This window comes from Rhizobacter sp. Root1221 (assembly GCF_001425785.1).
Lineage (GTDB): Bacteria > Pseudomonadota > Gammaproteobacteria > Burkholderiales > Burkholderiaceae_C > Rhizobacter.
Window position 1 is genome coordinate 22422 of record NZ_LMDI01000029.1, and the last position, 13895, is coordinate 36316.

At 66.0% G+C, this 13895-nt stretch carries 11 protein-coding genes; 10 read left to right on the forward strand and 1 reads right to left on the reverse strand.

From position 1 onward, the window contains the following. Positions 1 to 188: 188 nt before the first annotated feature. On the forward strand, positions 189 to 1769 hold the full coding sequence (locus tag ASC87_RS19745) for a tannase/feruloyl esterase family alpha/beta hydrolase (RefSeq protein WP_056666106.1): 1581 nt from the start codon (positions 189 to 191) through the stop codon (positions 1767 to 1769). A 66-nt stretch (positions 1770 to 1835) separates the two neighbouring features. On the opposite strand, the gene ASC87_RS19750 is transcribed toward ASC87_RS19745, so the two are convergent. Further along, positions 1836 to 2855 carry an AraC family transcriptional regulator gene (locus ASC87_RS19750; protein ID WP_056666110.1) on the reverse strand — a complete coding sequence of 340 codons (1020 nt, stop codon included), beginning with the start codon at positions 2853 to 2855 and terminating at the stop codon, positions 1836 to 1838. A 130-nt stretch (positions 2856 to 2985) separates the two neighbouring features. On the opposite strand from ASC87_RS19750, the gene ASC87_RS19755 reads away from it, so the two are divergent. The 9 genes from ASC87_RS19755 (at position 2986) to ASC87_RS19795 (ending at position 13887) form a co-directional block, all read left to right on the forward strand. Continuing rightward, complete coding sequence (locus tag ASC87_RS19755; protein ID WP_056666113.1) at positions 2986 to 4719, forward strand: AMP-binding protein; 1734 nt, start codon at positions 2986 to 2988, stop codon at positions 4717 to 4719. A gap of 13 nt (positions 4720 to 4732) precedes the next feature. Beyond that, positions 4733 to 5404 carry a glutathione S-transferase family protein gene (locus tag ASC87_RS19760; RefSeq protein WP_056666116.1) on the forward strand — a complete coding sequence of 224 codons (672 nt, stop codon included), beginning with the start codon at positions 4733 to 4735 and terminating at the stop codon, positions 5402 to 5404. A gap of 73 nt (positions 5405 to 5477) precedes the next feature. Further along, complete coding sequence (locus ASC87_RS19765; RefSeq protein ID WP_056666119.1) at positions 5478 to 6689, forward strand: ABC transporter substrate-binding protein; 1212 nt, start codon at positions 5478 to 5480, stop codon at positions 6687 to 6689. Between the two features lie 32 nt (positions 6690 to 6721). After that, a complete protein-coding gene (locus tag ASC87_RS19770; protein ID WP_056666120.1) occupies positions 6722 to 7897 on the forward strand; it encodes an isovaleryl-CoA dehydrogenase in 1176 nt (391 codons plus the stop codon). Between the two features lie 7 nt (positions 7898 to 7904). After that, positions 7905 to 8546, forward strand: a complete 642-nt coding sequence (gene can / locus ASC87_RS19775) for a carbonate dehydratase (RefSeq protein WP_056666123.1) — start codon at positions 7905 to 7907, stop codon at positions 8544 to 8546. A gap of 22 nt (positions 8547 to 8568) precedes the next feature. Then, positions 8569 to 10176, forward strand: coding sequence for a carboxyl transferase domain-containing protein (locus ASC87_RS19780; protein ID WP_056666125.1), 1608 nt, complete (start codon positions 8569 to 8571; stop codon positions 10174 to 10176). A gap of 7 nt (positions 10177 to 10183) precedes the next feature. Beyond that, positions 10184 to 10978: an enoyl-CoA hydratase/isomerase family protein gene (locus tag ASC87_RS19785; RefSeq protein ID WP_056666128.1), complete on the forward strand. Its 795-nt coding sequence runs from the start codon at positions 10184 to 10186 to the stop codon at positions 10976 to 10978. Positions 10979 to 10990: 12 nt separating this feature from the next. Beyond that, positions 10991 to 12991 (forward strand): acetyl/propionyl/methylcrotonyl-CoA carboxylase subunit alpha, encoded by a 2001-nt coding sequence (locus tag ASC87_RS19790; protein ID WP_056666132.1) that lies wholly within the window; start codon positions 10991 to 10993, stop codon positions 12989 to 12991. After that, a complete protein-coding gene (locus ASC87_RS19795) occupies positions 12991 to 13887 on the forward strand; it encodes a hydroxymethylglutaryl-CoA lyase (protein ID WP_056666135.1) in 897 nt (298 codons plus the stop codon). The genes ASC87_RS19790 and ASC87_RS19795 overlap by 1 nt, the downstream gene beginning before the upstream one ends. Positions 13888 to 13895 lie beyond the last annotated feature (8 nt).

The following is a 13895-nucleotide window of genomic DNA, read 5'->3' on the forward strand; positions in this document are numbered from 1 at the left end:
ACTCGGCGGAGCAAATTCTGACAGTACCCGCACAGCCTGGCTTGGCAATGAGGGCAATCCAGTCCAGGGGTCTTCCCCTAAGTCGACGCGACGGAAATGTACGCCGGCCGACAGTCAATCGGCACCGGCGATTCCAGAATCAGTGCGCACCGATCCCGTGACAACGCGCCAACCATGAAGGACGTGACATGTACGCAGAGAATCGCAAGACGCACCGGATTCGATCGACCGCGCTCGCTGCAGCGGCACTGTGTTCGCTCCTGCTTGCCGCGTGCGGCTCGGACGGCGACAGCAGTGCACCCGCACAAGTGGTGAACGCGCAGCAGGCCTGCAACGCCCTGTCTGGCAAGGTCATCGGAGGCGCGGCGCTGACCGCTGCCATGGTGCCCGCGAGCGCGTCCGTGCCGACCTATTGCAAGGTCAACGGCACCATCGCCCCGGCCTTGAACTTCGAGATGCGGCTGCCGGACGCCTGGAACGGCAAGCTGTACTACGGTGGCGGTGGCGGCTACAACGGGTCCATCCCACCGCTGGTGCTGCCGGCGCTTGCCCAGGGGTATGCCTCGGTCGCGAGCGATTCGGGTCACCAGGGAAGTGGGCTGTCCGCGGATTTCGCCCTGACCGACACCTTCGCGGCCCAGCTGTTCGGGAGCCTTTCGGTACCGACGGTGATGTCCTCCGCGCTCGAATCGGTGACCGCGGCTTACGGCGTGCCACCGTCCAAGTCCTACTTCGAGGGCTGCTCCAACGGCGGGCGGGAGGCGCTGATGACGGTGCAACGCCATCCGAATCTATTCGACGGCGTGATCGCTCGAGCTCCCGCATACAACTGGGTGGGTTTCATGGGGGCGTTCAACCGCACCGCCAAGGCGCTGGCCGCCCCGGGAGGGGCGTTCAGTGCAGAGAAAACCGCCCTGCTGGCCAAGCACGTGCGCGACACCTGTGATGCGTTGGACGGAATCGTCGACGGCGTTGTGTCGAACCCCGCGGCCTGCACGCCTGCGGTCCTCGACATCGCCGCCCTGCGTTGCGGCGGAGGTACCGATACGGGAAACACCTGCCTTTCGGACGCGCAACTCGCCGTGGTCACCTCGTGGACCACCGACGCCGTCTTCGCCGGCAACAGCACCTTCCGCAACAAGGGGTGGAACTTGACGGGGAATGAAGACGACCCGGGAGCTTGGGGAGCGTGGGAAACCGGCAACGGCAACGTCACCGGCGCGCTGCAGTTTCTCTTCCAGGACACCACCGTCAAGAACTACCTCGCGCGTGATCCGGCGGCCAACTCCTTGACCTATGCGCCGTGGGATCAGAACCAGAATGCCCTCTATGCACTGGCCGCGCTCAATGACGCGACGAACACCGACATCCGCCCGTTCCTCAACAGCGGCGGCAAGCTGATTGTCTGGCACGGCGGAAACGACGCGGCACTGAGTTCGAATTCGACCGCCGAGTACGTCGCCAACATGCGCAGCGCTGTCGGTGCTGCGAGCGCGGATGCCGCCACCCGCTTCTACATCGCGCCCGGGGTCGACCACTGCGCGGGCGGCCCCGGCGCGGACACGTCGGACCTGCTGGCCGCGCTGGACCAGTGGGTGACCGCGAGCGTTGCGCCCGCCACCTTGCGTGCGGAGAAGATTGACGCGGCGGGTGGGGTGGCCTTCGCCCGGCCGTTGTGCCAGCACCCGCAGTACCCGCGTTATACCGGCCCGGTCAACGACGCCGCGGCCGCCAAGCTTGCAACCAACTACACGTGCACGACGCCTTGAGTGGGCCCGCGGCATGTGGGGCGGGCGGGATCGGCCCCATCGAATCGAGGTGTCCGCCGGGAACCCTCAGGCCGATCGGGCGACCGTCGACAGCTTGCGGCGGTACTCCGTCGGACTCTCACCCGTCCACTGGCCGAAGGCGCGGGTGAAACTCTTTTCGTTGCGGAACGCCACGGCCAGTGCGATCTGCTTCACCGACCGGCTGGTTCGCGTCAGCATCTCGATGGCCATGTCGCGGCGCACCTGGTCCTTCAGCGCCTGCAGGGAGGTGCCCTCCTCCTTGAGCTGTCGGTGCAGCGACCGCACCGACATGTTGAGGGCGCTGGCCAAGGTGTCGGCCGTCTGCTGAACGGAGAGCAGCTCGCGCACGCGCTGGACGAGCAGCCGGTCGCGCCGGTACTGGAGCACCGTGAGTGGCAAGGCCCGGCGCAACATCGCGCGCAACGCCGCTTCGTCGCGCCGAATGGGCAACCGGAGGTATTGCTCGTCGAAGCTGATGCCGGTCACGCCGGCGCCGAATCGAACGGGCCCCGGGAACATCAACGCGTACGCGGCGTGATGGATCGGGGGCGCGTGGGCGAACGACACGGCGAGCAAGGGAATGCGGGAGTCGGTTGCCCAGCAGGCGAACCCATGGACGTACCTCAGCAACGTCAGGAGGCAGAACTCGCGCATCCGCGCGTCGCCCGGGCGGCACTCCTCGATCGTCAGTTCCGCCCGCTGGCCCGCGGATCGCAAGGTCAGCAGCACGTCGTCGACCAGCAGTCGATGGTGCCGGCACCATCGCTTCAGCGCGACACCCAGGTTCGGCGAACCGAGGGAGGCGCGACACAGCATGCCGTAGCTGCCCCAGGGAAGCCGCCGGCCGAACCAGCCGAGTGCCTCGTCGTCCAGCTCGCGCATTGCCGCTTCGGAGAACGCCATCATCTGCTCGGCAGTGATGCAGGCATCGGTTCGGTGCAGCGAAAGCGGCGCGATTCGTGCCCGTTCAAGGGCTTCGGCCGGGTTGGCGCCGTACTTCTCATAGGCCAGCACCATGGCGCGAATGAACGCCATCGGCGTGGCGGCGGAGCGGGTTTCGGCCATGCCGCAAGTCTGCACCTGATTGGCACGATCTGCAACCAATCTGGCGCACGTGACGCCGCCGACGACCTACTCTTGTCAGACCAGCGATCCAGACGAATCGTGAAACCAGGGTGGACCCACAGGAGACGAGATGAGCGAATCCATCAACCAAGGGCGACATCAGGGCATCGCCCCGGCGGACGGCATGTCCCAGGTGTCCGGCTCGACGGAAACGGCGCTGTCGACGTCGACCATCTTCGGTCTGTTGTCGGCCACCGCGGCGCAGTGGCCCGACCGCCCCGCCGTCGTGTTCCGCGAGCAGGACGTGCGTTGGACGTGGTCGCAGTTCAAGTCCGAGGTGGATCGCTTCGCTGCCGGCCTTCTGGCGCTGGGACTTCGGCGAGACGACCGGATCGGCATCTGGTCGCCCAATCGCGTGGAGTGGCTGGTCGCCCAGTTCGCCACGGCCCGCATCGGCGTGATCCTGGTCAACATCAATCCTGCGTACCGGATCGCCGAACTCGAATATGCACTCAACGCGTCGGGCTGCCGCGCCATCATTGCGGCGGAGCGGCTGCGCAGCTCGATGTACCTCGAGATGCTGCAGACACTCGCGCCGGAGCTTGCCACGTGCGAGCCGGGCAAGCTCATGTCGAAGCGGCTGCCCCTGCTGCAGTTCGTGATCCGGCTGGGGCAGGAGCGAACACCCGGCATGCTGGGCTACGACGCGGTGCTGAACGGCGCAGGGAGAGCGATCGACACGGCCGCACTCGACGAGATCAGCGAGGCACTCGACTGCTTCGACGCCATCAACATCCAGTTCACCAGCGGGACCACCGGCAACCCGAAGGGCGCGACGCTCACCCACCACAACGTGGTGAACAACGGCCGCTTTGTCGCCCAGGCCATGCGGTTGAGCGAGCAGGATTCGCTTTGCATTCCGGTGCCGCTGTACCACTGCTTCGGCATGGTGCTGGCCGTGCTGGCCTGCGTCTCCACCGGCTCGCAGATGGTGTTCCCGGGCGAAGTGTTCGATGCCGGCGCGACCTTGGCTGCGGTCCAGGCCGAGCGCTGCACGGCCCTGCACGGCGTGCCAACGATGTTCATCGCGGAACTCGATCACACCGACTTCGCAGCCTTCGACCTGACGACGTTGCGCACCGGCATCATGGCCGGCGCGCCGTGTCCGATCGAGACCATGAAACGTGTTGTCTCGCAGATGCACATGGGCGAGGTGACCATCGCGTACGGCATGACCGAGACGAGCCCGGTCTCGTTCCAGAGCGCCACCCACGATCCGCTCGAGCGCCGGGTGTCCACGGTGGGCCGAATCCAGCCGCACCTCGAAGCGAAGGTGGTGGACGTCGGCGGCGCGGTGCTGCCGATCGGTCAACCAGGTGAGTTGTGGGTGCGCGGCTATTCGGTCATGCGAGGGTACTGGGGCGATGAGCAGCGGACACGCGAGGCCATCGTCGACGGCTGGATGCGAACCGGCGACCTCGCGACGATCGACGCCGAGGGCTATTGCAACATCGTCGGGCGCCTCAAGGACATGCTCATCCGCGGCGGCGAGAACATCTACCCGCGCGAGATCGAGGAGTTCCTGTTCCGGCATCCGAAGGTTCAGTCGGCGCAGGTGTTCGGCGTTCCCGACCCGAAGTACGGGGAGGAGGTCTGCGCCTGGATCGTTCTCAAGCCAGGCGAACAGGCGACCGAAGAAGACATCCGGACCTTTTGCCGCGAGCAGATCGCGCACTTCAAGGTTCCCCGCTACATCCGCTTCGTGCCGGACATGCCGATGACGATCACCGGCAAGGTCCAGAAGTTCGTGATGCGCGAGCAGATGGTGGAAGAGCTGAAGCTCGCGGCAGCAAAAAACGCTTGAGCACGGCGCATCCATGATCGAACTTCATCACTGCATCAGCGCCCGGTCCTTCCGGCCGCTGTGGATGCTCGAAGAACTCGGCCTGCCGTATCAGTTGAAGATCTGGCCGTTCCCTCCCCGCACGCACGCCCGCGGCTTCCTCGCGCTCAACCCCCTTGGCACCGTGCCGCTGTTCATCGACGGCGATGTCCGGATGACCGAGTCGGCGGCGATCTGTCAGTACCTGGCCGCGCAATCACGGCCGACGCCGCTGGATGTCGGTGCAGATGAGCCGGCGTTCCCGGCCTACCTCAACTGGCTGTCCTTCGGCGAGTCGACGTTGACGTTTCCGCAATCGCTTGTGCTTCGCTACGGTCGCTTCGAGGCGGCTGCGCGTCGCAACCCACAGGTCGTCGAAGACTACACGCGCTGGTTCCTGGCGCGCCTGCGGGCCATCGAGGCGGCGCTCGCCCAGGGCGAGTTCCTGTGTGGCGGCCGCTTCACCGCGGCGGACGTCTCCGTGGGCTACGCGTTGATGCTGGCGGAACACCTCGCCCTTCACGCGCAGTTCCCCACGAACGTGCTCTCGTACTGGGAACGGCTGCATGAAAGGCCAGCCTATCGGCGCGCGATGGCGGCCCAGCGCACTGCGGCAGAGGCGCAGGGCGTGTCCACCACGCCAGCGCCTGAAACCGGGGGCGAATGAACAACGCGCACCCACGAGACTTTCCATTCGATCCAGACCCCTTCCCCGAATTCTCCTCCCCAGGTACCTACCGATGAACACAAGACTCTCAGCACTCAGCGTCGCGGCATCGCTTGCCCTGTCCCTGGGATCGGTTGCGCATGCACAGGTCAGCGCCGACATCGTGAAGGTGGGCCTTCTGATCGACATGAGCGGTTCGTACTCCGACCTGGCCGGACCAGGATCGGTCATCGCGGGTCGCATGGCCGTCGAGGATTTCGGCGGCAAGGTGCTCGGCAAGCCCATCGAACTGGTCGTTGCAGACAGTCAGAACAAGGCCGACATTGCGTCCACGAAGGCACGCGAGTGGTTCGACACCGGCAACGTCGATGCGATCCTCGACCTGGTGCCCACCAACGTCGCACTGGCGGTCATGGACATTGCCGCGCAGAAGAACAAGATCGCCGTGGTCGTCGGCTCTGCCTCGACACCGATCACCAACGAAAAATGCACGCCGACCAGCATGCACTGGATGTACGACACCTACTCCAGCTCGATCGGTGTAGGGCGCGCGCTGGCCAGGAAAGGCAACGACACCTGGTTCTTCATCACCGCGGACTACGCCTTCGGAAAGGCGCTCGAGAAGGACGTGAGCGACGTCGTGGTGGCCTCGGGCGGCAAGGTCGTCAACGCGGTCAGGCACCCGCTCAACACGCAGGACTTCTCTTCCGTGCTGCTTCAGGCACAGAGCTCGAAAGCCAAGGTGGTGGGTCTTGCCAACGCGGGTGGCGACGCCGTCAACGCCATCAAGCAGGCAAGCGAGTTCGGGTTGACGCGAAACCAGATCGTGGCGCCGCTGCTGCTGTTCATCTCCGATGTCCACAGCCTCGGCCTGCCTGCTTCACAGGGCCTGTTCCTGACCGAAGGCTTTTACTGGGACCAGAACGAGCAAACGCGTGCATGGTCGAAGCGCTTCTTCGAGAAGCACAAGCGGATGCCGACGATGGCGCAAGCGGGCGTGTACTCGGCCGTGACGCACTACTTTAAGTCGGTCAAGGCCGCGGGCACCGATTCGACGGATGCCGTCTTGAAGAAGATGCGCGAAACGCCTGTTCAAGATGTCGTGATCCCCAACGGCAAGATTCGCCAGGACGGCCGGCTGGTGCACGACATGTTGCTGCTCCAGGTGAAGAAGCCGGGCGAATCGAAAGCACCCTGGGACTACTACCACGTCAGGGACGTGATCCCCGGCGACCAGGCGTTCAAACCCCTGTCGCAATCGACCTGTCCGCTGGTCAAGAAGTGATGCACGGACTCACCTAACGCAAAGGAATTCGCATGACACACCTGCCAAGCCTCCGTTTCGACCTGGGCGAAACCATCGAGATGCTGCGCGACACGGTACGCGACTTCGCCGCGAACGAGATCGCGCCGCGGGCCGCCCAGATCGACCACGACAACCTGTTCCCCGCCGACCTGTGGAAGAAGCTCGGCGACCTGGGCCTGCACGGCATGACGGTCAGCGAGGAATACGGCGGCACTCAGCTGGGCTACCTCGCGCACCTGGTGGTCATGGAGGAGGTGTCGCGTGCCTCTGCGGCGGTCGGACTGTCGTACGGGGCGCACTCCAACCTGTGCATCAACCAACTCCATCGCAACGGCGATCCGGCGCAGAAGCAGCGGTACCTGCCCAAGCTGGTATCGGGCGAACACGTGGGCGCACTGGCGATGAGCGAGCCGAATGCGGGCTCGGACGTTGTCAGCATGAAGCTCCGTGCCGACAAGCGTGGCGACCGCTATGTGCTGAACGGCTCGAAGATGTGGATCACCAACGGCGGTGACGCGGACACGCTTGTCGTCTACGCGAAGACAGATCCCGAGAAAGGCGCCAAGGGCATCACCGCCTTCATCCTGGAGAAGCGCTTCAAGGGCCTGACGTTCGGCACGAAGTTGGACAAGCTCGGGATGCGCGGTTCGAACACCTACCCGGTGTTCCTCGAAGACTGCGAGGTGCCGGAAGAGAACGTGCTCGGCGGCGTGGGCAATGGGGTCAAGGTGCTGATGAGCGGCCTCGACTACGAGCGGGCCGTCCTGTCCGGCGGACCGCTTGGCATCATGGCCGCATGCATGGATGTCGTCCTGCCCTACGTGCACGACCGAAAACAGTTCGGCCAGAGCATCGGAGAATTCCAGCTCATGCAGGGCAAGCTCGCTGACCTGTACACCACGTGGCAGGCCTGCCGCGCCTACGTGTATGCCGTGGGACAGGCATGCGACCGTTCGGACCATGCACGCTCCCTGCGCAAGGACGCCGCTGGCGCGATCCTGTACGCCGCCGAAAAAGCCACCTGGATGGCAGGCGAGGCGATCCAGGTGCTGGGCGGCAATGGCTACATCAACGAGTACCCGACGCCGCGGCTGTGGCGCGACGCCAAGCTCTACGAGATCGGCGCCGGCACCAGCGAGATCCGGCGCATGCTGATCGGGCGCGAACTCTACAGCGAGACCCTGTGAGGCCGCCATGTGCACTCTCGGCACCCTGTTCGCGAACAACCGGGCCTGGGCGGACCGGCAGGTCGCCGGGGACCCGGAATTCTTCACCCGGCTGGCAACGCAGCAGTCGCCGCACTACCTGTGGATCGGATGTTCCGACAGCCGCGTGCCGGCCAACGAGATCCTCGGGCTGGCGCCGGGAGAAGTGTTCGTGCATCGAAACATCGCCAACGTCGTCGTGCACTCGGACCTCAACTGCCTGTCGGTCATCCAGTACGCGGTCGAGACGCTGAAGGTCGAGCACATCATGGTTGTCGGTCATTACGGCTGCGGCGGCGTGCAAGCCGTGGCCGAGCATCGATCGACGGGACTCGCGGACAACTGGCTGCGCCACATCGAAGACATCGCGAACAAGCACGAGGCCAGGCTGGACGGACACACTGACGCAGACCGGGGCAAGCGGCTGGTCGAGTTGAACGTGGTGGAGCAAGTCGCGAACGTGTGCCGCACGACGACCCTGCGGCGCGCCTGGTACCGCGGCCAGCGCGTCGAAGTGCATGGCCTCGTCTACGGCCTGTCCGACGGCCTGCTGCACCGGGTGGGCGTGAGCGTCAGCGCCGGGCAGGCATGGGACGAACGCTATCGGGCGTCCCTTGAGACCATCAATTGAGCAGAGCGCCAAGGAGCGAGACATGCAGATTCTGAAGACGGCCGTCAATGTTCGTTCAGACGAGTTCCGGGCCAACGCAGAGGCGATGCGGACGCTGGTCGAGGACTTGCGCACGAAGGCTGGCCAAGTGGAACAGGGGGGCGGCCCCGCCGCGCGCGACAAACACGTGTCGCGCGGAAAGCTGCTTCCCCGCGACCGCGTCACGCAGTTGCTCGACCCGGGAACGCCGTTCCTGGAGATCGGCCAGCTTGCCGCACACGGGATGTACGACGGTGAAGCGCCCAGCGCCGGCGTGATCGCCGGCATCGGCCGCATCCAGGGTGTCGACTGCATGGTGGTGGCCAACGATGCCACCGTCAAAGGCGGGACCTACTTCCCGATGACGGTCAAGAAGCACCTGCGCGCCCAGGAAATCGCGGAGCAGAACCACCTGCCGTGCATCTACCTGGTCGACTCCGGGGGCGCCTTCCTGCCGAAGCAGGACGAGGTCTTCCCCGACCGCGACCACTTCGGCCGCATCTTCTACAACCAGGCGAACCTGAGTGCCCAGGGCATTCCGCAGGTGGCGGTGGTGATGGGCTCGTGCACCGCTGGCGGCGCCTACGTTCCGGCGATGAGCGACGAGACCGTCATCGTCCGCAACCAGGGAACGATCTTCCTGGGCGGACCGCCGCTCGTGAAGGCCGCGACCGGCGAGATCGTCAGCACGGAGGACCTGGGCGGCGGCGACGTCCACACGCGCATTTCCGGCGTTGCGGACCACCTGGCAGAGAACGACGCGCATGCGCTGTTCATCGCGCGGCGCATCGTTGCCAACTTCAACCGCCGCAAGCCGGCGACCGTCACCCTCGAGGCCAGCGAGGAGCCGCTGTACGACCCGCAGGAGATCTACGGCGTGATCCCGAAGGACACGCGCAAGCCCTACGACGTGCGTGAGGTCATCGCACGCGTTGTGGACGGGTCGCGCTTCGACGAATTCAAGGCGCGGTACGGCACCACGCTTGTCACCGGCTTCGCACGCGTCTTCGGCATGCCGGTGGGCATCGTCGCCAACAACGGCATCCTGTTCGGCGAATCCGCCATGAAGGGTGCCCACTTCATCGAGCTGTGTTCGCAGCGCGGTATTCCGCTCGTGTTCCTCCAGAACATCACCGGTTTCATGGTCGGCCGAAAGTATGAGAACGAGGGCATTGCCAAGCACGGCGCCAAGATGGTGACCGCGGTGGCCACCACCCAGGTGCCGAAGGTCACCATGCTGATCGGCGGCAGCTTTGGCGCCGGCAACTACGGCATGTGCGGTCGCGCCTATTCCCCGCGGTTCCTGTGGATGTGGCCCAACTCGCGCATCAGCGTGATGGGCGGCGAGCAGGCCGCAGGCGTGCTTGCCACGGTGCGCCGGGAGGGCATCGAGGCCAAGGGCAACGCGTGGAGTGCTGCGGACGAGGAGTCGTTCAAGGCACCGATCCGGGCGCAGTACGAGACCCAAGGTCACCCTTACTACGCCACGGCGCGCCTGTGGGACGACGGCGTGATCGATCCGGCGCAAGCCCGGCGCGTGCTCGGGCTCTCGCTCGCCGCCGCGCTGAATGCGCCGATCCCGCCGACGAAGTTCGGCATCTTCCGGATGTGAGCCAGGAATGAACTACACCACTCTGAAGATCGAACGTCGCGGAGACGCGGCATGGGTGTGGATGGCACGCCCGGAAGTGCACAACGCGTTCGACGAAACACTGATCGCCGAGCTGTCCGAGGTGTTCACCGTGCTGGACCACGACCCCACCGTGCGCGCGATCGTGCTGGCGGGTGAAGGCAAGAGCTTCTCCGCCGGTGCCGACCTGAACTGGATGAAGCGCCAGGGCGCCGCACCGCAGGACGAGAACCTGTCGGATGCACGCAAACTCGCCAGCTTGTTCCGCACGATCTCGACGTGTGCCACGCCCACACTCGCTCGCGTGCACGGAGCGGCCCTCGGCGGCGGCATGGGACTCGCCGCGGCATGCGACATCTGCATCGCATCGACCCAGGCACTCTTCGCAACCTCCGAGGTGCGCCTTGGCATCATCCCTGCGGCGATCGGCCCGTACGTCGTGCGCGCCATCGGTGAGCGCCATGCCTATCGCTACTTCCAGACAGCGGAACGCATCAGCGGCGAGCGGGCGCGCGAGATGGGCCTGGCGCACGAGGTGACCGAGCCTGACGCGCTGGACGCCAAGGTCATGGAGATCGTTGGCGCACTGCTCGCCGGTGGTCCAGCCGCCCAGGCCGCCGCCACCGACCTGATCCGCGCCGTGGCACATCGCGCGGTCGACGACGCGGTGCTCGAGGACACGGCACGCCGCATCGCGATGCTGCGCGCCATGCCCGAGGCCAAGGAGGGACTGAGCGCGTTCCTCGAGAAGCGTCCGGCGGCTTGGGTGCCTGCGAAGGCTTGAAGGAGACACGGCATGTTCAAGAAGATTCTGATCGCCAACCGCGGCGAGATTGCCTGCCGCGTCATCAAGACAGCCCGGAGCCTGGGCATCGCCACGGTGGCGGTCTACTCCGAGGCCGACGCCAACGCGCGGCACGTGCGCCTGGCCGACGAAGCGGTGCTGATTGGCCCTGCAGCCGCGCGCGAGTCCTACCTCGTCGGTGAGCGCATCATCGAAGTCGCCAGAAACACCGGAGCCGAAGCCATTCACCCTGGCTACGGCTTCCTGTCCGAGAACGACGAGTTTGCCGAGGCGTGCGAGAAGGCCGGCATTGTGTTCATCGGCCCGCCCGCATCGGCCATCCGGGCGATGGGCCTGAAATCAGCGTCGAAGGCCCTGATGGAAAAAGCCCAGGTGCCGCTGACGCCCGGCTACCACGGCGCGAACCAGGACCCGTTGTTCCTCGCCAGTCAGGCCGAGTCCATCGGGTATCCGGTGCTGATCAAGGCGAGCGCCGGCGGTGGTGGCAAAGGCATGCGCCGCGTTGACGCCGCTGCCGAGTTCGCAGCGGCGCTCGAGTCGTGCAAGCGCGAGGCACGCAATGCGTTCGGCGACGATGACGTGCTGGTCGAGAAGTACATCCTCCAGCCCCGTCACATCGAGATCCAGGTCTTCGGTGACACGCATGGCAACTGCGTCTACCTGTTCGAGCGCGACTGCTCGGTTCAGCGCAGGCATCAGAAGGTGCTCGAAGAAGCCCCAGCGCCAGGCATGACGCCCGAGCGCCGCGCGGCAATGGGCCAGGCGGCGGTCGAGGCCGCCAGGGCGGTGGGCTACGTCGGCGCGGGCACGGTCGAGTTCATCGCGACCCAGGACGGTGGTTTCTACTTCATGGAGATGAACACACGCCTGCAAGTCGAGCATCCCGTGACCGAGATGATCACCGGGCTGGACCTGGTCGAGTGGCAGCTTCGGGTGGCCAGCGGTGAGCCCCTTCCGCTCAAGCAGGAGCAGCTCGAGATCAACGGTCACGCGATCGAGGCGCGCATCTACGCGGAAGACCCTGACCGCGGCTTCCTGCCCTCCACCGGCCGGCTCGTGCACCTGTTGCCGCCGCCCGAGTCCGACCACGTCCGGGTCGACACCGGCGTTGAACAGGGTGACGAGATCACGCCGCACTACGACCCGATGATCTCCAAGCTCATCGTCTGGGGCGCTGACCGGCGCGAGGCACTTGCCCGGATGCGCCAGGCGCTCGCCCAGTACCGGGTCGTGGGCGTGTCGAGCAACGTCGACTTCCTGGCGCGCCTGGTCGCGGTTCCATCCTTCGCCAACGCCCAGCTCGACACCGGCCTGATCGAGCGAGAGCAGGCTCGGCTGTTCCCGCCGGCGGGTGACGTGCCGGCCGACATCTGGCTGCTCGCGACGCTCGCCGAGCTGCTGCGGGAGCGGCGCCTGGCCGAGAAGAAAGCGGCGCAGTCGGCTGACCCGAACTCGCCCTGGCGCGCGCTCGACGGCTGGCGTTTGAACGGGCGTTCCGGCCGCCAGCTCGTCTTCCGTCTCGGCGACGCCGTGCAAGAGGTCGGCATCGAGTTTGTTCCGGGCGGGCACCGCTTGACCGTGGGTGGCCTGCAGGTGGTCGCGCGCGGGTCGCTCGGCGTTGACAGTGAATTGCAGGCCCAGCTCGGTGAGCGCCGTTTGCGCGCCGCCGTGGTGGCGAGCAGCGAACGGCGCCACGTGTTCTTCGATGGCCGCTCATGGCCGCTGTCGCTGGTCGACACGCTGCATGTCGGTGGAGCGGGCGAGGAGGTCGAGGGCGGGCTGCGCGCGCCGATGCCCGGCAGGGTGATCGCCCTGGCAGTCCAGCCAGGCGCCATCGTCGAAAAAGGTGCGCCGCTCCTCGTACTTGAAGCGATGAAGATGGAACACACCATCAGCGCGCCGCGCAAGGGCGTCGTCAAGGCCTTCCATTTTGCGCCGGGCGACCAGGTCTCCGACGGCGCCGAGCTGGTGGACTTCGAAGGGGCCGATTGATGGCATCCGTCCGCATCGTCGAGGTCGGTCCGCGCGACGGACTGCAGAACGAAAAGCAGAACGTACCGACCGAGATCAAGCTGGCGTTGATCGAGCGGCTCACGGTGGCGGGGCTGCGCGACATCGAGGTCACGTCGTTCGTGTCGCCCAAGTGGGTGCCGCAGATGGCGGACCAGGCCGAGGTCATGCGCGGCCTGCGCCGCCGCCCCGGCATGAACTACCCGGTGCTGACGCCGAACCTCAAGGGGTTCGAGGCTGCCGTGGCGGAAGGCGCCGCCGAAGTTGCGGTGTTCGCCTCGGCATCGGAAGGCTTTTCACGGAAGAACATCAACTGCTCGATCGACGAGTCGATCGAGCGCTTCGTGCCTGTCCTGGATGCCGCGGCGCGCCTGGGCGTCAGGGTCAGGGGCTACGTGTCGTGTGCCGTCGAATGCCCGTATGACGGCCCGATCGCCCCGTTGCAGGTGGCACGGGTGACCAAGCGCTTGCACGAACTGGGCTGCTACGAGGTGTCCGTGGCCGACACCATCGGGACTGCCACGCCAGGTTCGGTGCTGCGCATGCTCGAAGCCGTGGCGGCCGAGGTGCCGGTCGAGCATCTCGCCGGTCACTTCCACGACACCTACGGCATGGCCATTGCCAACATCCACGCCTCGTACGGGTTCGGCCTGCGTGTCTTCGACAGCTCGGTCGCGGGCCTTGGCGGGTGCCCTTACGCCAAGGGCGCAACGGGCAACGTCGCGACGGAGGACGTCGTCTACCTGCTGCACGGAATGGGCGTGGATACCGGCATCGACCTCGATGCCTTGGTGGACTGCGGCGAGTGGATCTCGGCTCAGCTGAACCGTGACAACGGATCGAGGGTGGGCAAGGCGCTCGCCGCGAAGCGCCGTTGACATCCAGG

Coding starts and splice junctions, on each gene's coding strand:
- ASC87_RS19745 (WP_056666106.1), top strand. CDS start 189: ATGTACGCAGAGAATCGCAAGACGCACCGGATTCGATCGACCGCGCTC.
- ASC87_RS19750 (WP_056666110.1), bottom strand. CDS start 2,855: ATGGCCGAAACCCGCTCCGCCGCCACGCCGATGGCGTTCATTCGCGCC.
- ASC87_RS19755 (WP_056666113.1), top strand. CDS start 2,986: ATGAGCGAATCCATCAACCAAGGGCGACATCAGGGCATCGCCCCGGCG.
- ASC87_RS19760 (WP_056666116.1), top strand. CDS start 4,733: ATGATCGAACTTCATCACTGCATCAGCGCCCGGTCCTTCCGGCCGCTG.
- ASC87_RS19765 (WP_056666119.1), top strand. CDS start 5,478: ATGAACACAAGACTCTCAGCACTCAGCGTCGCGGCATCGCTTGCCCTG.
- ASC87_RS19770 (WP_056666120.1), top strand. CDS start 6,722: ATGACACACCTGCCAAGCCTCCGTTTCGACCTGGGCGAAACCATCGAG.
- can (WP_056666123.1), top strand. CDS start 7,905: ATGTGCACTCTCGGCACCCTGTTCGCGAACAACCGGGCCTGGGCGGAC.
- ASC87_RS19780 (WP_056666125.1), top strand. CDS start 8,569: ATGCAGATTCTGAAGACGGCCGTCAATGTTCGTTCAGACGAGTTCCGG.
- ASC87_RS19785 (WP_056666128.1), top strand. CDS start 10,184: ATGAACTACACCACTCTGAAGATCGAACGTCGCGGAGACGCGGCATGG.
- ASC87_RS19790 (WP_056666132.1), top strand. CDS start 10,991: ATGTTCAAGAAGATTCTGATCGCCAACCGCGGCGAGATTGCCTGCCGC.
- ASC87_RS19795 (WP_056666135.1), top strand. CDS start 12,991: ATGGCATCCGTCCGCATCGTCGAGGTCGGTCCGCGCGACGGACTGCAG.